The sequence below is a fragment of the Neisseria sp. HMSC078H04 genome (assembly GCF_001838135.1).
GTDB lineage: Bacteria > Pseudomonadota > Gammaproteobacteria > Burkholderiales > Neisseriaceae > Neisseria.
Genome location: NZ_KV835846.1, coordinates 1 through 22042, shown reverse-complemented (window position 1 = coordinate 22042; position 22042 = coordinate 1). Strand labels below are relative to the sequence as shown.

The 22042-nt window shown below is 48.3% G+C and carries 17 protein-coding genes and 1 tRNA gene; 8 read left to right on the top strand and 10 right to left on the bottom strand.

Annotation, left to right across the window (positions count from 1 at the left end; translation table 11 throughout):
• Window positions 1–125 precede the first annotated feature (125 nt).
• Window positions 126–1043, top strand: coding sequence for a homoserine kinase (thrB, locus tag HMPREF2560_RS05635; protein ID WP_070608613.1), 918 nt, complete (start codon window positions 126–128; stop codon window positions 1041–1043).
• 28 nt (window positions 1044–1071) lie between these two features.
• On the opposite strand, the gene HMPREF2560_RS05630 is transcribed toward thrB, so the two are convergent.
• From HMPREF2560_RS05630 to HMPREF2560_RS05615, 4 genes are all read right to left on the bottom strand, one after another.
• Complete coding sequence (locus HMPREF2560_RS05630; RefSeq protein ID WP_070608611.1) at window positions 1072–2598, bottom strand: DHA2 family efflux MFS transporter permease subunit; 1527 nt, start codon at window positions 2596–2598, stop codon at window positions 1072–1074.
• A 101-nt stretch (window positions 2599–2699) separates the two neighbouring features.
• Complete coding sequence (locus HMPREF2560_RS05625) at window positions 2700–3890, bottom strand: HlyD/EmrA/EmrK family protein (protein ID WP_070608609.1); 1191 nt, start codon at window positions 3888–3890, stop codon at window positions 2700–2702.
• A 223-nt stretch (window positions 3891–4113) separates the two neighbouring features.
• Window positions 4114–5520, bottom strand: coding sequence for an efflux transporter outer membrane subunit (locus tag HMPREF2560_RS05620; RefSeq protein WP_070608606.1), 1407 nt, complete (start codon window positions 5518–5520; stop codon window positions 4114–4116).
• 49 nt (window positions 5521–5569) lie between these two features.
• Window positions 5570–6064, bottom strand: coding sequence for a MarR family transcriptional regulator (locus HMPREF2560_RS05615; protein ID WP_063068067.1), 495 nt, complete (start codon window positions 6062–6064; stop codon window positions 5570–5572).
• A 296-nt stretch (window positions 6065–6360) separates the two neighbouring features.
• Here HMPREF2560_RS05615 and HMPREF2560_RS05610 point away from each other — a divergent pair, with 296 nt between their 5' ends.
• Window positions 6361–7242 carry a prephenate dehydrogenase gene (locus HMPREF2560_RS05610; protein WP_070608604.1) on the top strand — a complete coding sequence of 294 codons (882 nt, stop codon included), beginning with the start codon at window positions 6361–6363 and terminating at the stop codon, window positions 7240–7242.
• Window positions 7243–7349: 107 nt separating this feature from the next.
• On the opposite strand, the gene hisD is transcribed toward HMPREF2560_RS05610, so the two are convergent.
• The 4 genes from hisD to HMPREF2560_RS05590 form a co-directional block, all read right to left on the bottom strand.
• Window positions 7350–8642 carry a histidinol dehydrogenase gene (gene hisD, locus HMPREF2560_RS05605; RefSeq protein WP_070608602.1) on the bottom strand — a complete coding sequence of 431 codons (1293 nt, stop codon included), beginning with the start codon at window positions 8640–8642 and terminating at the stop codon, window positions 7350–7352.
• Window positions 8643–8713: 71 nt separating this feature from the next.
• Window positions 8714–9439, bottom strand: coding sequence for an oxygen-insensitive NADPH nitroreductase (nfsA, locus tag HMPREF2560_RS05600; RefSeq protein WP_070608600.1), 726 nt, complete (start codon window positions 9437–9439; stop codon window positions 8714–8716).
• A 48-nt stretch (window positions 9440–9487) separates the two neighbouring features.
• Window positions 9488–10141, bottom strand: coding sequence for an ATP phosphoribosyltransferase (hisG, locus tag HMPREF2560_RS05595; protein ID WP_036473098.1), 654 nt, complete (start codon window positions 10139–10141; stop codon window positions 9488–9490).
• A gap of 82 nt (window positions 10142–10223) precedes the next feature.
• Complete coding sequence (locus HMPREF2560_RS05590) at window positions 10224–10886, bottom strand: SCO family protein (RefSeq protein ID WP_003680035.1); 663 nt, start codon at window positions 10884–10886, stop codon at window positions 10224–10226.
• A 284-nt stretch (window positions 10887–11170) separates the two neighbouring features.
• Here HMPREF2560_RS05590 and HMPREF2560_RS05585 point away from each other — a divergent pair.
• From HMPREF2560_RS05585 to porB, 6 genes are all read left to right on the top strand, one after another.
• Window positions 11171–11255, top strand: a tRNA-Leu gene (locus HMPREF2560_RS05585).
• 389 nt (window positions 11256–11644) lie between these two features.
• Window positions 11645–13372, top strand: coding sequence for a biosynthetic-type acetolactate synthase large subunit (ilvB, locus tag HMPREF2560_RS05580; protein ID WP_070608596.1), 1728 nt, complete (start codon window positions 11645–11647; stop codon window positions 13370–13372).
• Window positions 13373–13382: 10 nt separating this feature from the next.
• Window positions 13383–13874, top strand: coding sequence for an acetolactate synthase small subunit (gene ilvN, locus HMPREF2560_RS05575; RefSeq protein WP_003748480.1), 492 nt, complete (start codon window positions 13383–13385; stop codon window positions 13872–13874).
• Between the two features lie 66 nt (window positions 13875–13940).
• Complete coding sequence (locus tag HMPREF2560_RS05570; protein ID WP_070583491.1) at window positions 13941–14234, top strand: putative quinol monooxygenase; 294 nt, start codon at window positions 13941–13943, stop codon at window positions 14232–14234.
• Between the two features lie 60 nt (window positions 14235–14294).
• Window positions 14295–15308 carry a ketol-acid reductoisomerase gene (ilvC, locus tag HMPREF2560_RS05565; protein WP_004521030.1) on the top strand — a complete coding sequence of 338 codons (1014 nt, stop codon included), beginning with the start codon at window positions 14295–14297 and terminating at the stop codon, window positions 15306–15308.
• 389 nt (window positions 15309–15697) lie between these two features.
• On the top strand, window positions 15698–16813 hold the full coding sequence (gene porB, locus HMPREF2560_RS05560) for a trimeric porin PorB (protein ID WP_070608593.1): 1116 nt from the start codon (window positions 15698–15700) through the stop codon (window positions 16811–16813).
• Window positions 16814–17000: 187 nt separating this feature from the next.
• Here porB and pepN read toward each other — a convergent pair whose 3' ends face one another.
• On the bottom strand, window positions 17001–19622 hold the full coding sequence (gene pepN / locus HMPREF2560_RS05555; RefSeq protein ID WP_070608591.1) for an aminopeptidase N: 2622 nt from the start codon (window positions 19620–19622) through the stop codon (window positions 17001–17003).
• Between the two features lie 155 nt (window positions 19623–19777).
• The coding region (locus tag HMPREF2560_RS05550) for a YadA family autotransporter adhesin (protein WP_210385479.1) at window positions 19778–22042 on the bottom strand (2265 nt) is incomplete at its 5' end.

Genomic DNA, 22042 nt, shown 5'->3' with positions numbered 1-22042 from the left:
CGTCTGAAATGCTCTTTCAGACGGCCTTTTGAATTTGACCTTCGCTTTAGCTTTAATTTATATTGTTGCCGCTTGTTTTTTGGTATGATGTTTCTTTGATCCTTTATATCAGCCTCGAGTTTGCTATGTCTGTCTATACAAGTGTTTCCGACGCTCAAATGCGTGACTTCCTTCTGCAATATGATTTGGGAGATTTTGTTTCTTTGCAGGGGATTGCTCAAGGAATTACTAATAGTAATTATTTTTTGACAACTTCAACCGGTCGTTATGTCTTGACTGTTTTTGAGGTTTTAAAATCAGATGAACTGCCTTTCTTTTTAGAACTCAACCAGCATTTGAGTCTGAATGGTGTTGCCTGCGCTGCTCCGATTGCTCGCAAAGATGGCAGACTGCATTCTATTTTGGCCGGAAAACCGGCTTGTTTGGTTACTTGTTTGAATGGCTCGGATACCGGCTGGCCAACTGAGGCTCAATGCTTCCATACCGGTGCTATGCTGGCTAAAATGCATTTAGCCGGTCAAGACTTTCCTTTAAAAATGAAAAATCCTCGTTATGATGACTGGTGGCATAATGCCTGCACTCAATTGCTACCTGTTTTAGATTCTGAGGATGCCGCACTGCTTCAATCTGAAATTGCTGCTTTAGATGAAAATCTAGGAGAGCATTTGCCTTCCGGTATTATCCATGCCGATTTATTTAAGGACAACGTATTGCTTAATGGAGATGAAGTTTCCGGCTTTATCGATTTCTATTATGCGTGTAACGGCAATTTCATGTACGACTTGGCAATTGCGGTTAATGATTGGGCACGAACAGCTGATAACGAATTAGACCCTGTCCTTTATGATGCCTTTATCCATGGCTATGAAAGCGTACGTCCATTATCTAATGAAGAACGCGCGTATTTCCCTACTGCACAAAGAGCCGGATGTATTCGTTTTTGGGTATCGCGCCTGCTCGATTTCCATTTCCCTCAATCAGGAGAAATGACGTTCATTAAAGATCCAAATGCATTTAGGGATCTGCTATTGAGTCTTAAATAATATATGGATAAAAGGCCGTCTGAATTATCTAATGCCCTCCCCCGCCGGAACCGCTAAACGGAGGTCTTGCCAGCCAAATAATGGGAATCATACTGATGAATATGATACTACCTGCCAAGAAGATTTCATTTGAACCAATAATAAAGCCTTGTTGGGAAATGGTACTATTTATCGCAGCCAGGGCTTGCTCTTTGCTCAGGCCATTGGCCATCATGCCTTGAATAGATTGGTTACTGATTGAGGACAACAAGTTAACATGTTCGGTCAGTTGAGTATGGTGTAAAGCTTCGCGTCGTTCCCACATGGTGCTGACAACAGATACTCCGACACCACCCATAAAGACACGCAAGAAATTAGACAAGCTACTGGCCGAGGCAATTTGGTTGCCTTTCATATGCGACAGCGTGATACTGGTCAAAGGCAGGAAGAACATGGCTACGCCTAAACCCTGCCAAAACTGCGGCCAAACGACGTTGCTCATATCCATACCGGCATAGAAATCGGTTCGCCAATGGAATGTATAGGCAAATACCAAGAAGCTGGCACTGACAAACAGGCGCATATCGACGCGATTGCCAAACTTACCAATAATCGGCGACAGAATAATCGGCAGAAAACCTACCGGTGCAGCAGCCAAACCAGCCCAAGTAGCGGTATAGCCGAGATTTGATTGCAACACTAAAGGCAGCAGAGTCAATGTGCCCATATAGACCATAAAGCCCAATGATGTAGCAACAACGCCTATCGTGAAGTTTCTATTTTTAAACAATGACAAATCGACAATCGGGTATTTCTCGCCCAACTCCCAAACAATAAAATATGTCAGGAACACCAAAGCGGTAACGCCCAAAACGATAATCTCTCCTGAGGCAAACCAGTCCAATTCCTTGCCCCTATCAAGCATCATTTGCAATGCGCCGACACCGACAATCATCAACACCAGCCCGACATAATCGATTGGCGCCCTAATAATTTCGGTTTCCCTGTGTCTAAGCTGTTTCCAAGCAATGGAGGCAGATAAAATCCCGATTGGGATATTGATAAAGAAAATCCATCCCCAATGCCAGTTGTCCGAAATCCAACCTCCCAAAATCGGTCCCAATACAGGGGCAACGACGACAGTCATCGCCCATAAGGCCAGTGCCAATGTTCGTTTTTCAGGCGGATAGGAAGCCATCAACAGGCTTTGGGACAAGGGAATCAATGGCCCGGCAATGAAACCTTGCAATACACGGAAAAAAACCAAGGCTTGAAGATTATGTGCCATACCGCACAGCCATGACGTTACGACAAACCCGATCACGGCGGCGATAAAGATTTTAACCTCGCCAAACCGCTTGGCCAAAAAACCTGTCAAGGGAACGGAAATGGCATTGGCTACGGCAAATGAGGTAATCACCCAAGTTCCCTGCGTGGTAGCCGCGCCCAAATCCCCTGCAATAACAGGCACGGCGACGTTGGCGATGGTGCTGTCCAAGACTTCCATAAATACGGCCAAGCTGAGCGCCAAAGTTGCCAACACCAGCTTAAACCCTTGTAACGGCGGATAATTCATATTTTTAAACTATAAGACAACCGCCAAAGCGGTCGATTGAAGAGAATCAATATTTCAGACGGCCTGAGCCTTCAATAAAAGACTCAGGCCGTCTGAAAAGATTATTTTGCGTATTGCTCGAAGATTTTATCGACTAAAGCATCGGCGGCTTTCCAATCTACACTTTCCGTTTCCGGCAAGGCAGTATTTTGTTCCGCTTCGGCAGTCATGGCTTTACCGCTGCCCTTCTCGGCAATATCGACTTTAACAGTCATCGACAAACCGACACGGAGCGGATTTTGTTGCAATTCTTTAGCATCCAAACTGATACGCACCGGTACACGTTGTACAACTTTAATCCAGTTGCCCGTTGCGTTTTGTGCCGGCAGTAATGAGAACGCACTGCCCGTACCGGCCGACAAGCCCATTACCTTGCCATGGTAAACCACTTTGCTGCCGTACAAATCGGCTGTCATTTCAACAGGCTGGCCGATTTTCATTTTGCGCAGTTGCGACTCTTTAAAGTTCGCATCCACCCACAATTCAGACAGAGGCACAACGGCCATCATCGGCGTACCTTGCACGATACGTTGGCCGACTTGGACATTGCGTTTAGCAATTTGGCCGCCGATCGGCGAACGGATTTGCGTACGTTGCAAATTCAACCAAGCGTCTTTGATGTGGCTGATGGCCGTCTGAACTGCCGGTTGTTGGCGCAGAGGAATATTGCTGCCCAACGCTGCCTGAGCAGAAACTTCTTCCGCCTCAACTGCTTTCAATGCAGCCTGAGCCTGAACCACAGCGGCGCGGGCATGGCTGAGTTCTTCACCGGAAACCGCTTCCGTACCCGCCAAAGATTCACGGCGGCGCAAATCGGCTTGCGCACGGGCCAAATCGGCTTTGCGCAACAACACTTGCGCTTTAGCTTTTGAATTGACCGCAGTTTGCTGTTTGTTTTGACGGATGGCCTGAATCAATTCATTTTGCGCGCGATCGTATGCCAGCTGAAAATCGCTATCTTCCAAAGCCACCAACACATCGCCTTTTTTCACGACATCCGTATCGTCATACATGACTTTGCGCACCGTGCCGTTTACCTGCGGCGTGATCATCACCAAATGACCGGCCACATAAGCATCTTCTGTTTCTTCTTCATGCTGCCAAAACAGAAAATACGCCAAAGCAACTACGGCCGCCGTAATAAGGAATAGGAGTGTAACGATAACCAAATTGCGTTTGCGATGCGTTTTAACGCCGGAAGCGGCTACTTCCGTTTCTTTTTGGACATTATTTTTTTCTGATTGAGTATCCATAAGTCCTAACTTTAATTCTGCACATGTGATAACGATATTATTGTCTTACTGGGCGCTGACTTATACCATCAGTCCCCAATACGCGCGTTTAACGCGCTAAAGAGTCATATTCTATAGTTACACTCTATTCATTACAATAATTTCTTCCAGTAGCAAATGTAAATAAGGTAAGCAAAAAGCCGTCTGAAATCACTTTCAGACGGCCTACGTTTTGATAAAACGTTTATTTCTTATTTAATTTAAAGCCTCCGCCCAACTGGGCATTGAGGTTACTCCAAGCTGTCAGATATTCTGCATGGTATTGAACTGCCGACATTTTCGTACGCACAGCTTCATCTTGTTTTTGCAAGGCGCTCAAGCCGTTATCCAAACCTGCACGAACATGTCCTTTTGCATTTTGTGCAGATTTATCGGAAATATTGACCATCTTGTTCCAAGTATCTTGTCGGCTCTTCAGGCTTTGATAGTCCACGACGGCATCTGCCGCCGCACGCATGGCGTTCAAAACAGTTTGGTCGTACACGGCAACCTGCTCGTTATATTGGGCACGTTTGCCCGCCAATTTGGACTGCAGCGCACCGGAAGTAAACAATGGCAGATTCAAAGCCGGAACGATGCCCAACATACCGGAAGTCCGTCCGCGAATCAGATTGAACGCATCAATGTGCGTCATACCTGCCAAAACTTTCAACTCGATATTTGGGTAAAACTCTGCCTCAGTCGATTTGACGATATGCCATTTCTCTTCAAGCAAGGCTTTTTGTGCCGCGATATCGGGACGGGCCGCCAACAAGTCCGCTTCAATACGGCTAACCGGCAATGACGGCACAGCCACCATTTTTTCCGGAACCTGTCCATTTAATGCACCCGGCACTCGGCCGGTCAATACAGCCAGACTGTTGCGGATTTTCTCATTTTTCTGAGTCCATGCCGATTTTTCAAGCTGTAATTGCTGTTGCGCCATTTCCAGAGCGTGCAAGGCATCGGCAGGAGCCAGCTGCGCTTTAACGCGTTGTTGCATCAGTTTCAATGCTTTATCCGCCAGCTCTATGCGCGTATCTAGCAGCGCCAGTTGTTCTGTCGCCATCTGCCACGCAAAATATTGGGCGGCAACGGCGTGAGCCAACTCGGTGCGGATATGATGCGATTCATACACCGCTGCCCGGCTTTTTCCCAAAACGGCTTGAATCTGCTCTCGGTTTTTACCCCAAAAGTCAAAAACCAAGCTGCCTTGCAAGGCTGCGTTCGCCAAAACCAATGTATGGTCGGTATCAACCATACCGGCTTGAGGTTTGGGTGAAACATAGGTACCGATACCGGTTACACCCAAGCCGACTTGCGGTTTGTTTGCGGCTCCTACAACGCCCAGCTGCGCCTGAGCCTGCTCAAACCTTGCCTTGACGACACGCAGATTGGTAGACGTCTGAATGGCGGAAGCAATCAAATTGTTTAATTTTTTATCTTTCAGCTTCATCCACCAGCCGTCTTGGGCAGTAGCGGCAGATTGGCCTTGCGGCAGCGGATAGGCTGTTGTCTCATCCAAAGGCGACTGTTTGCCGAACGGCGCACACGCCGCCAACAACGAAACAGCGGCAACGCATACGCTTGATTTGACCAAACCTAATTTCATACAGACTCCGTTTATGTGTGCTTGCCGCAGACCTTCAGGCCGTCTGTTGTCAATTACCCAACCGGTTCAACAGTTTACCCAACAGGTGTTGCAGCGTATCATAATCCTCTTTCGTGAAATCTTCCCACGCTTGGCCGCTCTGACGGGCAATTTGCGGCCATACTTCGTGGATGAAGGTCTCACCCGAAAGGGTCAATTTTAGCACAATCTGACGGCGGTCTTTCTGATTGATATAACGCTCTACCCAGCCGCGCTCAACCATATCGTCCGACAGGCGTGTTGCACTGGTGCGCGTCAAGTCCATCAGATCGCTCAAGCGCGAAGGCAGGATTTCGCTGTTTGGGCTGACGTAAACCGCCATCAGGGAAAACCACAGGTTTTCATTGATGCCGAACGCTTTCAGGTTTTCGTTCAAATGGCTGCTCAAACGTTCGGTTACGATGCGCAACATGCGGGATACTTGGTTTTGCTGCTCCGGAAACTGCGGCAGACGGGTAGAAAGCAAACGCATTGCGTTGACTAATTCGGTTTGTGAAAAACTCATAAATTCCTTCTTTCTGAGTGAATTATTTTATTCGATATCAATCAAAATAAAATATGATGTAATAATTTACTTTAAGATACCAATTACTTACTTTAAGACGTTATACTAATTCAGATGATTATTTTAGTGTATGAAAATCTGATAATCGGTTACATGCTCCTACTAAACGGAGTTTTCTATGCCTAAATCATGAAAATTCGACCATAAAAAAGGCCGTCTGAAAGCTTGATGACAACTTTTAGACGACCCCCATAACGGATTAAAATAAGCTTTTCCACTTAAATCGGATTCAAACCATGAACACTTCCGCCTTTTTTCCCCACATTACCCTTATCGGCGTCGGTTTAATCGGCGGTTCGTTCATGCTCGACCTCAAACGCTTGGGACTGGTGCAAACCATTACCGGCATCGACACCAATGCCGACAACCTCAATTACGCACTCGAATGCGGCATCATCGACCATGCCTATCCGAATATTTGCGCCGAAAGCATCGGCAACGCCGATTTGGTTTTGATTGCCACGCCTGTCTCCGTCCTGCCTGACGTATGCCGCGACATCAAGCCCTTCTTAAAAGACACCGCCTGCGTTTCCGATGTCGGCAGCACCAAACAATCGGCACTCAATGCCTTCCGCACCCACTTGCCCGAGCGCCTGCCGCAATGTTTTGCCGCACACCCGATTGCCGGCTCGGATCAAAGCGGGGCAAAATCCGCGCGTTGCGGTTTGTTTCAAAACAGCCGCCTTATCATTACGCTACACGGCCAAGAGGCTTCAGACGGCCTGAGACGACTGAAAAGCCTATGGCAGGCGGTTGGTTCTCAAATTTCCACCATGAGTGCCGAAGAACACGACAATATTTTTGCCGCTGTTTCCCACTTGCCGCACTTGACCGCCTTTGCCTATGTCCACGCTTTGTTCGACCATCCGCACGGTAAAGACTATCTCCCTTATGCCGCCACCGGCTTTCGCGACTTTACCCGCATTGCCTCCAGCCACCCTGCCGTCTGGACAGACATCTGCCTGGCCAACCGCCCTGCCCTGCTCAAACTGACCAGCGATTTGAAAGAACAATTATCCAAATTGGAACAGCTCCTTTCAGACGGCAACAAAACCGAGCTTTACCGCTATTTTGAAGAAGCCGCACAAATGCGTAATGACTGGCTGAAAAACCGTTAAACCTGTTTTCAGACGGCCTGATACCTTCTCAGCTAAAATCTTCATCACAATAAAAAGGGCATCTGTTTAGATGCCCTTTTGGATTTCTTACGACTTCAACGTTTCACTCAGTCTTTCAAACGGAACTCAGCCGCTCTAGCGTGCGCGGTCAAGCTTTCGCCATGCGCCAACACGCTGGCGGTTTTACCCAACTTCTGAGCGCCTTGTTCTGAAACCTGAATCAGACTGGAGCGTTTTTGGAAATCATATGTTCCCAAAGGAGAAGAGAAACGCGCCGTGCGGCTGGTCGGCAAAACGTGGTTGGGGCCTGCGCAATAGTCGCCAAGGCTTTCACTGGTATAGCGTCCCATGAAAATAGCGCCGGCGTGGCGGATTTTTTTCGCCCACTCTTGCGGATTCTCAACCGACAGTTCCAAGTGCTCTGGAGAAATATAGTTGGCGATTTCGCAGGCCTCGTCCAAGTCTTTAGCCAAAATCATTGCGCCGCGGTTGCCCAATGAAGCTTCAATAATCGCACGGCGAGGCATGGTTTCAATCAAGCGGTTCATGGCCGCCTGAACTTCGTCCAAATACGCTTGAGAAGTGCCGATCAAAATCGCTTGTGCAATTTCATCGTGTTCCGCCTGACTGAACAAATCCATGGCCACCCAATCGGCAGGCGTCGTACCATCGGCAATCACCAAAATTTCAGACGGCCCTGCCACCATATCGATACCGACCACGCCGAACACGCGTCGTTTGGCCGCAGCGACAAAAGCATTGCCCGGGCCGGTAATCTTATCGACTTGAGGCACAGATTCCGTACCATAAGCCAAAGCCGCAACTGCCTGCGCGCCGCCGACCGTAAACACTTTGGTTACACCGGCCACAAAAGCAGCCGCCAACACGATATCGTTGCGCTCGCCTTTCGGAGTAGGAACGACCATGATGATTTCTTTCACGCCGGCAACGTGGGCAGGCATGGCGTTCATGATGACGGAACTCGGATAAGCGGCTTTACCGCCCGGAACATAAATGCCGACACGGTCAAGCGGCGTAATCTGTTGGCCCAAAAGCGTGCCGTCTTCGTCTTCGTACGTCCACGACTCCATTTTTTGGTGTTTATGGTAGCTTTCCACCCGTCTCGCGGCCGTTTTTAAGGCCGTCTGAACGTTTTCAGGCAAACGCTCAAACGCAGACTGCAAATCGTCTTGCGTCAGGATTAAGTCGTCGATGGTTTGAGCAGATGTACCGTCAAAACGGTTGGTATATTCAATCAGCGCTGCATCGCCGCGTTTTTGAACATCGGCGCAGATGTCGGCAACAATACGGTCGATTTCAGGGTTTTGCGCAGTTTCAAAAGCGAGTAATGCTTTGAGTTCAGCTTGAAAATCAGGGGATTGGGTGTCGAGTTTCTTCATGGTTTGATCTCTTCCTTGTTTCGTTCCTATTGTTTTCAGACGGCCTCAGCCACACATAGGCCGTCTGAACATTATTTTTTCAAAAAACCTTTTTTCTGCAAAAACGCCAACATATGCGGCCGCACAGGATTACCCAAGGTTTTGGCCAGCGATTCCTTCCAAGGTATCGGACTGCCCTTGCGCAACTCATAATAATCCGCTACTGCCTGATTATAGGCTTCAACCGCCTCGGCATTCAGGCTCGAACAGGCGTTTTCGGCATACACCATTTCCTTAGGCAGGCGCGGCTTGAGCGGCGGGTCTTGATCGGGATAACCGAGACACAATCCCACCAAAGGCACGCAATAATCCGGCAGGTTCAACACGTCCGATACTTTTTGCGCATCATTGCGCAGCGCGCCGATATACACGCCGCCCAGCCCAAGCGATTCGGCGGCAAGCAATACGTTTTGCGCCATAATGCCCGCATCAACCGCACCAATCAGTGTTACTTCCGCCCAATCAATTTGCGCATCGGGAAACATTGCCTTGTGTTTGGAAAAATCGATGCAAAACAGTAAAAATTCCGCACAATGGACAATATAAGGTGCGCTTCCTGCCGCTTCATGTATCCCCTGCCTCAGCGCAAGATCGGATACGCGGATGATGGAAACACATTGCAGATTGTTGGAAGTCGAAGCCTGCTGTCCGGCGCGAACCAGCGTATCGAGGATTTCAGCGGCAATCGGTTCGGAAGTAAACCTGCGGATGGAACGATGGGAAAGAATCGTATCGAGTGTCGGTTTGCTTTGCATCATGACAGGGCTTTCAAACTGGGTTGGCAGACAGGTTTTGCCAAAAACTTTTCAGACGGCCTTAGCAGCATTTTCAAATGCCTGAATAATCGGATTCAACAGCGCATATTTGGTTTTCAAGGCCGCTTTATTGACCACCAAGCGGCTGGAAATATCAGCCACATGTTCCACAGCTTCCAAACCATTGGCCTTCAATGTATTGCCGCTGGAAACCAAATCGACAATCGCGTCGCTCAAACCGACCAAAGGCGCAAGCTCCATCGAGCCGTACAGTTTGATGATGTCCACATGCACACCCTTATCGGCAAAGTGTTCGGCGGCGATGTCGGGATATTTAGTGGCAATCCGCAAGCGGCTGCCGGGTTTGGACGCAGCGGCGTAATCGAAACCTTTTTTCACCGCAACCATCATGCGGCATGAGGCGATGTGTAAATCTAAGGGTTGATACAGGCCATCTCCGCCATGCTCAATCAGCACGTCCTTACCGGCAATACCGAAATCCGCCGCACCATATTGCACATAAGTCGGCACGTCGGTCGCGCGCACAATCACCAAACGGATGTTGTCATGATTCGTACCAATAATCAGCTTGCGCGATTTTTCCGGCTCTTCCGCAGGCACAATACCGGCGGCGGCCAACAGCGGCAGGGTTTCCTCAAAAATTCGCCCCTTGGATAAAGCAATCGTTAAAAGTGTGTCGGTCATTTTTTTCTTCTCCTTTGCCGTATCAAAAACAAGAAGGCCGTCTGAAATCAACAATCCATTTCAGACGGCCTCAACTACGGTTTTACAATAAAGTTTTCACATCAGCCGCAATCGTTTCCGGCTCGCTGCCATAAGGCGAGAAAATCGCCACTTCGCCGTTTTTATCAATCAAATATGCGCCTGAAGAGTGGTCAACCAAATAGTTTTCACTGTCTTCTTTTTGGTTCACTTTAGCCGATACCACACGGTATTGCTGTTTGATGACAGGCAGGCTTTGATCGCCGGTAGCCGTCAGGCCGATAAAATCAGGGTTGAACTGTTTAGCGTATTTGCCGATTACTTCAGGCGTATCGCGCTCAGGGTCGATGCTGACAAATACTACTTTCACATCTTTAGCCTGATCGCCCAATTGTTTCAAAGTATCGCTGTAAGTCAGCAACTCGGTCGGGCATACGTCAGGACAGTGGGTATAACCGAAAGACAGGATAACCACTTTACCTTTCAAGTCGCTCAGGCTGAAAGGTTTGCCGTCGCCATCGGTCAATGTGAAGTCACCACCAATATCTTCTTTGCGCATATCGGTACCACGCGCTTGCACTTTGGGCGCAGACTCACCGGAAGCAGCAGGCGCAGCAGAAGCGGCAGGTGTCGAAGAAGCCTCTTTGGCCTCCTCTTTAGGCTGACAAGCAGCCAGAGCAGCCAACGCAAAAGCACTGAGTAAGAAAGTTCGTGTAACGGAAAGCATAAATTTTCTCCAAAACCGTTTCAAATAAGTGAGGCCAAACAACCGCCCGGCCGATATAAAAACAAAACATCTTCATATTAACGCGTTTGACACATTAAATGTAGCCCTTTTTGCAGATAAATACTGCTTTTTTTGTTTTAAAAATCTGCCTTCCATTTAGATAGCCTTCAAACGCAAAAAGTTTAATTCATTAAAAATCAAGCAAATATAAAAATAATCCAATTTTTTTTCAAATACTGCTTTACAAGATTCAAGAACTCGCTATAATGACGACTTCTTCGCTAGCCCAGGTGGCGAAATTGGTAGACGCAGGGGACTCAAAATCCCCCGCCGCAAGGTGTGTCGGTTCGAGTCCGACCCTGGGCACCAAATTTAAAAAACCTCTTGATTCAGTCAAGAGGTTTTTTGCTATTCTTCACTTGCAAAAACCTTCTCCTTACTCAAACTGTCAACAATCCATCCACACCAAGATCAATAAAACTGTTTTTTTATTTCTTTAAAATCAAACGATAATCTATTTTCACTCCTTAAACGTTAAAAGATGAAAGATTTTGTCTTGCTTGTACAGTCGGATTGCGTTATCGTTTCTACTCTTTTTCACAAACTCTGTGTTTCTTTCCAATTGCTTGGATAGTCTGACTGTCATCGTATTCCCTCAGTGCGCGTACCCTAAATCGCTGCTTGGTGGAATTGCATTACAGGTGCTGTGGTGAGGCGGATTGTTCCTATTGGTTTGAAACCATATAAAAGAGGTCAATATGCAATTATCAGGCGCACAAATCATCGTGCAAAGTCTCAAAGCCGAAGGTGTCGAGTATGTATTCGGCTATCCGGGCGGCGCGGTTATCGAAATCTACGATGCCCTTTTCCAACTCAATAAATTCAAGCACATCCTGGTTCGCCACGAGCAGGCAGCCGTACATGCGGCAGATGCCTATGCCCGTGTCAGCGGCAAAGTCGGCGTTGCCTTGGTAACTTCCGGCCCAGGCGCGACCAATGCGCTGACCGGCATCGCCACTGCTTACAGCGACTCCATTCCGTTGGTAGTCATCAGCGGCCAAGTGGGCAACTCCCTTATCGGGACAGACGCATTCCAAGAAGTGGATACAGTCGGCATTACCCGCCCTTGTGTCAAACACAATTTCTTGGTGACCAATATCGCTGAGTTGGCAGACACCATCAAAAAAGCTTTCCAAATCGCCGCAAGCGGCCGTCCTGGTCCCGTTGTTGTCGATGTTCCCAAAGATGTCACCCAAGCAATGGCTAAGTTCAGCTACCCGCAAGAAGACATCTTCATCCGCTCTTACCAACCGGTTGTACAAGGCCACATCGGTCAAATCAAAAAAGCCGTACAAATGCTGGCTTCCGCCAAACGCCCTATTGTTTACTTCGGCGGCGGCGTGGTTTTGGGCAATGCCTCTGAAGAAATGACTAAATTCGTCCGCATGATCGGCGCTCCTTGTACCGGTACATTGATGGGCTTGGGTGCATACCCTTCCAGCGACCGCCAATTCTTGGGCATGCTGGGTATGCACGGCACTTACGAAGCCAACCTCGCCATGCAGAATGCAGACGTTGTACTGGCAATCGGTGCGCGCTTCGATGACCGCGTGATTTCCGTACCGTCCAAATTCTTTGAAAAAGCCAAAAAAATTATTCATATCGACGTTGACCCGTCCAGCATTGCCAAACGTGTCAAAGTGGATATCCCGATTGTCGGCGACGTGAAAAACGTATTGTCCGAAATGATTCAATTGTGGGGCAAGCAAGAATCTGCACCTACAGCCGACTCATTGGATAAATGGTGGAAAAGCATTGAAGAGTGGCGTTCGCGCAACTGCCTGTGGTTTGATAATGAAAGCGAAATCATCAAACCGCAATACGTCATTCAAAAACTGGCCGAAATCACCAATAATTCTGCCATCATTACTTCCGATGTCGGTCAACATCAAATGTTTACCGCTCAATATTACCCATTTGAGCGTCCACGCCAATGGCTCAATTCCGGCGGCTTAGGCACAATGGGCGTCGGTTTGCCATATGCCATCGGTGCGAAACTGGCTGCTCCTGATCAAGATGTATTCTGTATCACCGGCGAAGGCTCGATTCAGATGAACATCCAAGAGCTGTCCACCTGTTTCCAATACCGCGTTCCGGTTAACGTCGTTACCCTGAACAACGGCTACCTCGGCATGGTCCGCCAATGGCAAGAACTTTATTACGGCAACCGTGAATCGGAGACCTATTTCGATTCATTGCCTGATTTTGTCAAACTGGCTGAAGCCTACGGCCATATCGGCATCCGTGTGGACAAGAAATCCGATGTCGAAGGCGCTTTGCTGGAAGCATTAAACCAAAAAGACCGCCTGGTATTCCTCGATTTCTTGACAGACAAGAAACAAAACGTACTGCCTATGGTCGGCAACGGCAAAGGCTTGGACGAGATGGTTCTGCCGCCGCATATGCGCGAAACATTGTCAGCGTAAGGAGAGAAAAATGCGACATATCTTATCTATTCTGATGGAAAACGAATCAGGTGCGATGAGCCGTGTGGTAGGTTTGTTCTCCGCACGCGATTACAACATCGACTCCCTGGCTGTTGCACCAACCGAAGACAAAACCTTGTCCCGTATGACCATTGTTACCCATGGCGATGAGCACGTCATCGAGCAAATCACCAAACAACTCAACAAACTGATTGAAGTTGTCAAAGTGGTTGACTTGAACGAAAGCCGTTTTGTCGAACGTGAGTTGATGTTGGTAAAAGTCCGCGCCGTCGGCAAAGACCGCGACGAATTCCTGCGATTGACCGAAATCTACCGTGGCAGCGTTATTGATGTAACAGACCGCAGCTATACCATCGAAATCACAGGCTCTACCGAAAAACTCGACTCTTTCCTCGAAACAGTCGGCCGTGCTCAAATTTTGGAAACCGTCCGCACAGGCGCAGCCGGCATCGGCCGCGGCGAGCGTATTTTGAAAATTTAACGCTGTATCGTTCAGACGGCCTTTTGCTTTCTACAAAGGCCATCTGAAAAACAGTAGGAGACAAACATGTCAAGCATCCAAATCGTTGCATTAGTTACCGTCAAACCCGAATACACCGAGGCTCTGGCTGCCCAGTTTAAAGAATTGGTCAAAGCCAGCCGTGCAGAAGAAGGCAACATCAGCTACGACCTGCACCAAGAAATCGGCAAACCCAACCGTTTCGTATTCGTAGAAAGCTGGAAATCCCAAGCAGCTATTGACGAACACAATGCCAGCGAACATTTCCAAAACTTCGTCAAATCCATCGAAGGAAAAACCGAAGCATTGGAAATTGTCTTGATGAACCAAGTCCCCGCTTAACCCCTATTACTTTTAACTCAACCCGGATTATCCGGAACCCTCTTACACTAAGGAAATAAAATGCAAGTTTATTACGATAAAGACGCTGACCTTTCTCTAATCAAAGGCAAAACCGTTGCCATCATCGGTTACGGTTCACAAGGTCACGCACACGCAGCAAACCTGAAAGATTCCGGCGTAAATGTCGTCATCGGTCTGCGCCAAGGCGGCTCTTGGAAAAAAGCCGAAGCAGCCGGCCACGACGTACGCACCGTTGCCGAAGCAACCAAAGCAGCCGACGTTGTGATGATTCTGTTGCCTGACGAAAACCAACCTATCGTATACAAAAACGAAATCGAGCCAAACTTGAAAGAAGGCGCAGTATTGGCATTTGCCCACGGCTTCAACGTACACTACAACCAAATCGTACCCCGTGCCGACCTCGACGTTATCATGGTTGCCCCTAAAGGCCCAGGCCACACCGTACGCAGCGAATTCCTGAAAGGCGGTGGCGTACCTTCCCTGATCGCCGTTTACCAAGATAAAAGCGGCAAAGCACGCGACATCGCCCTGTCTTACGCAGCAGCCAACGGCGGCACCAAAGGCGGCGTAATCGAAACCAACTTCCGCGAAGAAACCGAAACCGACCTGTTCGGCGAACAAGCCGTATTGTGCGGCGGCGTGGTCGAATTGATCAAAACCGGCTTCGAAACCCTGACCGAAGCAGGCTACGCCCCAGAAATGGCCTACTTCGAATGCCTGCACGAAATGAAGCTCATTGTTGACCTGATTTACGAAGGCGGCATCGCCAACATGAACTACTCCATTTCCAACAATGCAGAGTACGGCGAATACGTAACCGGCGTCGAAGTCATCAATGACAAATCCCGCGAAGCCATGCGCAACGCCCTCAAACGCATCCAAACCGGCGAATACGCTAAAATGTTCATCCAAGAAGGTGCCGTCAACTACGCCAGCATGACAGCCCGTCGCCGTCTGACCGCTGATCACCAAATTGAAAAAGTCGGCGCTCAACTGCGTTCTATGATGCCTTGGATTGCCAAAAACAAACTGGTTGACCAAGACAAAAACTAATCTGTCTTTCAATCAAATAAAACCTGCCCGAGCAATCAGGCAGGTTTTTTATATATTTGCAAACCCAATACACGATAAATTCCAATTACCAAGGCCGTCTGAAAACACAATAAACAATATTCACAACCCAATTTTATATCCCCCATATTTTATAGCCATCCTAAAATTCCCTTTTAGAAAAACACATTACAAAATAAAAGGCAGTCTTCCACTTCCACCCTGTCTGTAAAAAACAACGTTTCCCCGCAAAAATCACTCAAAACAAGAGGAAAATTTGTTTTCCTAGGCCATAACCTTTATATTATGGTCATGGAATCGTTGAAACAGAACGATATCGTAATAAGAAGAACGAATGCTCGCTTCTTCACACTTAAAAAAGGAAAACAGCAATGAAAAAATCACTGATTGCCCTGACTCTGGCGGCTCTGCCTGTTGCAGCTATGGCTGACGTAACTCTGTACGGTCAAATTAAAGCTGGCGTTGAAGTATCCAAAGTAAAATTGGGTGAACAAACTGCTGCTAAACTGGGTCACGAGAAAAGCTCTAAAACTGCTACTGAAATCGCTGACTTCGGTTCACGCATCGGCTTCAAAGGCCACGAACACTTGGGTAACAACCTGAATGCTATCTGGCAAGTTGAACAGTCTACTTCTATCGCCGGTGGCGACAAAGAGTGGGCTTCTCGCGAATCTTTCATCGGTTTGGAAGGTGGCTTCGGTAAAGTTCGTGCTGGTAAACTGGACTCTACTGTTAAAAACACTAGCGACAATCTTGACCAATGGGAAAGCAGCAACGGCGCTTTGAACATGTCTGTATTCACTCGTGTTGACGAGCGTGCAGTATCTGTACGTTACGACACCCCTGTATTCTCAGGCTTCAGCGCAAGCGTACAATACACTCCACGCGACAACGCTAACCCTTCTGACAAATACACTCACAACGACGCTACCCGTGACACTTACTACGCTGGCCTGAACTACGAAAACTCTGGTTTCTTCGGTCAATACGCTGGTGGTTTCCGTAAAAACGCCGTTTCTGAAAAAGACGGTCACGTACACCGCTTGGTAGGTGGTTACGATGCTAACAACCTGTTCGTGTCTGTAGCCGGTCAATACGCTAAAAACTGGGAAACTTTGGGTGACTACGCTGAAGCACAATCTAACGGCGTTGTAAATTCTGCCACTACTAACGCTTCTAACGTAGTATTTGGTACTGCTGCTGCCTTGGATAGCCGTCCTACTGAAACTATCGAAGTTGCTGCTACTGCCGCTTACCGCGCTGGTAACGTAACTCCTCGCGTTTCTTACGCTCACGGCTTCAAAGCTAAAGTTGACGGCGAAAAACTGAAAGGCACTCAATACGACCAAGTTATCGTTGGTGCTGACTACGACTTCTCTAAACGCACTACTGCTCTGGTTTCTGCCGGCTGGTTGCGTGGTGCTGAGTCTGGTCCTCACAAAGTTGAAACCATCTCTGGTTTGGTTGGCCTGCGTCACAAATTCTAATCTTCGGATTAGTATGAAAAAGAGCCTGTTTTATGCAGGCTCTTTTTTTATTCTTATTCCCTACCCTCAACGAAAATTAATTTAAGCGTTAACATACAAAAAAGGCCGTCTGAAACCAATTGGTTTCAGACGGCCTTTAGTCTATCTATCCCTATTGCCAAATTACAATAATGTCAACAAACAAGCTTTATTTTTCATTCAAAATCTTACCGACAATCTCGCCCACATCTTTGGACAAATCTTCTTGTGCATGGATGCGTTGCAATTCTGTGGTCATGACAGCTTTACGGTTAACTTCCAATTTATTGCAGATATTGAAGGCTTGTACTAATCGAGCGGCAACTTGCGGATTAAAGCGGTCGATTTCCATCACTTTATCGGCTATAAAGCGGTAGCCGCTGCCGTCTTCTGCATGGAAGTGCGGAATATTGCGACTGAAGCTCATCAATAAAGAACGGGCTTTATTTGGATTTTCAATACTGAACTTAGGATGACTCAAGGCCGTCTGAACTTGCTGTAAAGTATCTTTGCGACGGCTTGAAGCAATCAGGGCAAAGTATTTGTCCATTACTAAGGCATCATCGGCGAATTTATCGGCAAATTTCGTCAACAAACGATCACGGATTTCGCTTTCATTGCTGTTGATTGCGGATAAGATACCCCATTCGTGGGTCATGTTTTGCGCCATTGCTTCGTAATTCTCCGCAACGTGTTCGATATGCGCAGCGTCAGCACGAAGGACAAATGTCCTGCAAGCATTGCGCAAAGTACGCCAGCCGGCCAATTCCGGGCTGTATTCATAACGAACAGCAGCATCTGCTTGATTTTCTTGATCGGCAGCTTGACGGTTCAGCTCGCGCCATTGAGGCAGGAACTTGACAGCAACGGCATTGAGCAAGGCTTCACGCGCTTGATGAACCTGAATCGGGTCAATATTTTCTTCTTCCGCCCATACATCGGTTTCAGACGGCATTTGCAGCAAAATGGCACGGAATGCCGGATCAAAGTCACCGGAAACCACCAAAGCCAAAGCATCCATCAATGCTTTGTGTTCCGGTAAAGGACGGCCTTCCGCCAATGCCTGACGGTTGGCGTTAATGGCGCGATGATACAGGGTTTGAGCAGCCTCCCAACGTGCAAACTCATTTTCATCTGCCGCCAGCAAAGTGGCCAACTCTTGCTCGCTGTACGGATAGTTCAGGGTAACCGGTGCAGAGAAATCTCGCAGCAGAGACGGGATAACCGGCTCATTGACGCCGCCCAACACAAAAGTCTGCTCGGCTTCAGTCAATACCAAAACCGCCTCTTTCACCCGTTTGGCTTGATATTCAAACTCAACCGCTTCGCCTTTTTCATTCAACAAACCGGTTTTGACAGGAATCATCATCGGCTGCTTGTCCGCCATATCGGGCGTAGCCGGAATGGTTTGTTTGATGGTCAATTCAAACGCTCCATCTTTCAGACGGCCTTGAGCATCTAAAACCGGCGTACCGGCTTGGCTATACCACAAAGCGAACTGATCAAGATTGATGCCGTTTGCGTCTGCCATTGCGGCACGGAAATCATCACAAGTCACAGCCTGACCGTCGTGGCGTTGGAAATACAACTTCATGCCTTTTTGGAAGCCCTCTTCTCCGAGCAAGGTGTGATACATACGCACTACTTCTGCACCTTTTTCATAGACGGTCATGGTGTAGAAGTTGTTCATCTCTTCATAGCTGGCCGGGCGGACAGGATGCGCAGTCGGGCCCGCATCTTCTGGGAATTGGAACAAGCGCAGCATGCGGACATTGTCAATACGGCGCACCACGCGGCTGGCTCGGTCGCCAGAAAACTCTTGATCGCGGAAAACGGTCAAACCTTCTTTCAGCGACAATTGGAACCAATCGCGGCAGGTCACGCGGTTGCCCGTCCAGTTGTGGAAATATTCGTGGCCGACAACAGATTCGATGCCTTCAAAGTCAGTATCGGTCGCGGTACGGCTGTTGGCCAGCACAAACTTGGTGTTGAAAATATTCAAACCTTTGTTTTCCATAGCGCCCATATTGAAATCGCCCACGGCAACGACCATGAAAATATCCAAGTCGTATTCCAAGCCAAAACGTGTCTCGTCCCATTTCATCGCATTTTTCAACGATTCCACTGCAAAACCAACTTTAGGTTTGTCTGTCTCCGTGGTGTAGAACTCGATTTTGACCTTACGGCCGCTCATGGTCGTAAAATAATCTTCCGTTACCGCCAAATCGCCTGCCACCAAAGCAAAGAGATAGCTCGGTTTGGCAAACGGGTCTTCCCATTTCACCCAATGACGGCCGTCTGAAAACTCGCCGCCATCGATTTTATTGCCGTTAGACAGCAACACCGGATAGCGTTTTTTGTCTGCAACGATCGTGGTGGTAAATTTAGACATGACATCCGGACGGTCGATGTAGAAGGTAATTTTGCGGAAACCTTCCGGTTCGCATTGGGTAAACAGGTTGCCGCCGGAAGCATACAGACCCATCAGAGATTTGTTCTCAGCCGGCAAAATTTCGGTTTCTACTTCCAGCGTGAAGTTTTCAGACGGCACGCCTGCAATCGTCAATTTTTCGTCTTCCAACACATAATCTACGGCCTGACCGTTTACTTTCACAGACAGCAGTTTTGCCGAACCATCCAATACCAATGGCTCCCCTGCTCTTTCAGGTTGAACGGTCAGACTGGATTTGACGATGGTTTGCGGTTCTAAAATATCGAAATGCAGGTCGGTTTTCAGAATACGGTACGCTGGCGCGGCGTAGTCTTTCAAATAATGGATGGTTTTGCTCATTTGTTCTCTTTCAGAGTCATGCGGTAAATAGATGAAGCATATCGTTTCAGATAGCCTAAATTCAAGTGTTTTCAGAAAAAAAGGCCGTCTGAAACCTAAAATTTCAGACGGCCTCCCTATTCAGGCAGCAAATCTAGTTGCCTGTCATTGCCAACTTACCACTGATACAGCGCACCGGCACCGACACCGACATGACCGTCGGTATTGGCCGAGAAGTTGCCTTTGACAATCCAGTTGCCGCCGTCGCTCATCGCAGATACGCCGATGGCCATGGCAGACTGACCACCGTAGTAGCCGCTGCCAACACCGATACCGGTCGCACCCGGACGGGTTACTTGCGGAATCGAGCCTTGGGCAATCGCACCAGCCACACCTGCGTAGGCTTTCTTACCTACTTGGTTGATGTTGTTTTGCAATTCGTTGCCCAAGCCAATCAACTGGTTCACGTTTGCCGCGTCTGTACCGTCTTTACCCGGAGCCACGTTGGTAATGCGTTGGCCGCCGTTGTTCAGACCGACAGGAGACAATTTGACTTGGTTGTTCGGATTGCTTTCAGTCGGTGCAGCGATGGTTACGCCATCGTTGTTGACCACGGTATTGCCTGCGGTCAGACCGTCTTTGTTCAATGCAACTTTATCGCTAACTTTCACGCCGTCATTGTTCATCACAGTATCGCCTGCTTTGAAGGTATCGGCATTCACTGTCTTCACGCTAATCTCGTCAGCCAACTTCAGTTGAGCGCCACCGGCTACGGTTTCGCTGATGATGTTGCTGTCGCCTTTAACGTTGATGGTATTGCCCAACGCATAGTTGTTGCTACCGGTCGTACCGCCGAAGTTGATGCCTTTGGCAATCGTCGCAGCGTTGTTGGCTACGTTTTGGTTGGTTGCGTACAACTGGCTGCCGTTGACGGCATCTTTGCTGTTAGCGTTGAGGTCGCCATCCGCTACGTTGGTTACTTTATTGCCTGCATTGTCCAAGCCGTCTTTAGTCAGGTTCACATCTCCTGCTTTCAAGCCGTCTTTGTTCAACGCAACGTTATCACCAACTTTCACACCATCATTATTGACAGTAGTATCGCCGGCTTTCACGCTGTCAACATCCAAGTCTTTATCGGTAGCAATTTCATAAACAGTCTGACCTTTGTCACCTGTTTTTTCAGTCACAACGATGTTCTTACCTTGAACGACTTCAGTTTTAGATGCCGCCGCAGCTTGTTTCAGTTGAGAAACATTGACTGCATCGGTGTCATCCGTACCGGCCGCAACGTTGGTAATCTTGTTGCCGCCATTGTTCAAGCCAGCTTTGGTCAAGTTGACATCGCCTGCTTTCAAGCCGTCTTTGTTCAATGCAACATCATCGCCAACTTTCACACCGTCATTATTCATAACGGTATCGCCTGCGGTAACGCTGTCGACTTTCAGGTTTTTATCAGTAGCTACTTTGTAAATGGTTTGGCCATTGGTGCCGACATCCTGAGTAACAACAATGTTATCGCCTTGAACGACTTCAGTCTTAGCCGCAGCCGCAGCTTTGTTCAACTGAGCAACATTCACCGCATCAGTATCATCGGTACCGGCTGCAACATTGGTAATCTTGTTGCCACCGTTGTTCAAACCGGCTTTAGTCAGATTGACATCGCCAACTTTCACGCCGTCAGTATTGACTGTGGTATCGCCGGCTTTCACGCTGTCAACTGCCAAGTCTTTAGCCAATTTGACTTCCAACTTATCAGAACCATTCGCTACAACGCCGATATTGCCGTCTGAAAGTTTGGCTGCATCGGTTTGACCGCCAACAATATTCAGCTTCGTACCTGGTTTGCGTTCAACGTCTTTGCCGCTATCGCCGCCAAAAGTCAAAGGCAGATTGGCAGTTGCATTAACGGCTTTGATTGCATCGTGGATGTTGTTCTCACCAGTACCGCCAATATCGGTCATGCTGATGTTGCCGCCATTATTGGCCGCATTACCACCCAATACATTCACCAACTGATCTTGGGCTGCATTCAGCTGCTCTTCAGTCGCCGCACGTTTGCCTTGAGCAAAGTCGCTGCCGCCCAAAGTCGTATTGCTCAAGCCGCTGACTTCGCCTTTATCGCCATCAATTTTCACCGGAGCCGCTTGACCGACATTCAATACATCGGCCAGTTTCAGCTGTGCACCACCGGCTACGGTTTCGCTGATGATGTTGCTGTCGCCTTTGACATTGATGGTGTCGCCCAATGCGTAGTTGTTGCTGCCGGTGGTACCGCCGAAGTTGATGCCTTTGGCGATATTGGCGGCGTTGTTGGCTACGTTTTGGTTGGTCGCAAACAGTTGGCTGCCGTTGACGGCATCTTTGCTGTTGGCGTTGAGGTCGCCATCGGCTACGTTGGTCACTTTGTTACCGGCGTTGTTCAAACCGTCTTTGGTCAGTTT